Raw genomic sequence first — 314 nt, 5'->3', positions numbered from 1 at the left:
CGATAATTCAGATTCGGGAACTTCTCGGTCAGCCAGGCATCCACGTTGGTCCGCGCTTCGTCCGCGGTTGCAGCCTTTTCGCAAGCTGCGACTCCGATAATCTCAAATCCGCTGTCTTTATATTTCTCCTGCAGTTCGATCAAATGGGGCATGGCGTGGACACATGGTCGGCACCAAGTCGCCCAAAATTCAACGAGGTAGACCTTGCCGGGCCGAAGGCTCGTGAGGGGCTCGCCACGCAGCCAGTTCTCCACTTTCAGCGCAGGAGCCGGGGACCCCATACGCAGTTCCATCTTGGTGTCCAAAGTCATTCC

The 314-nt window shown here is 56.7% G+C and carries 1 protein-coding gene; it reads right to left on the bottom strand.

Translation table 11 applies throughout. From position 1 onward, the window contains the following. A partial coding sequence (locus tag EOB80_RS34370) for a TlpA disulfide reductase family protein (protein WP_164762843.1) occupies positions 1 to 293 on the bottom strand: 293 nt, incomplete at its 3' end. Between the last annotated feature and the right edge of the window lie 21 nt (positions 294 to 314).

It is taken from the genome of Mesorhizobium sp. M7A.F.Ca.MR.245.00.0.0, from assembly GCF_003997415.1.
GTDB lineage: Bacteria > Pseudomonadota > Alphaproteobacteria > Rhizobiales > Rhizobiaceae > Mesorhizobium.
Note: the sequence above shows the minus strand (reverse complement) of the source record. Positions and strands in the feature narration are given on the sequence as shown.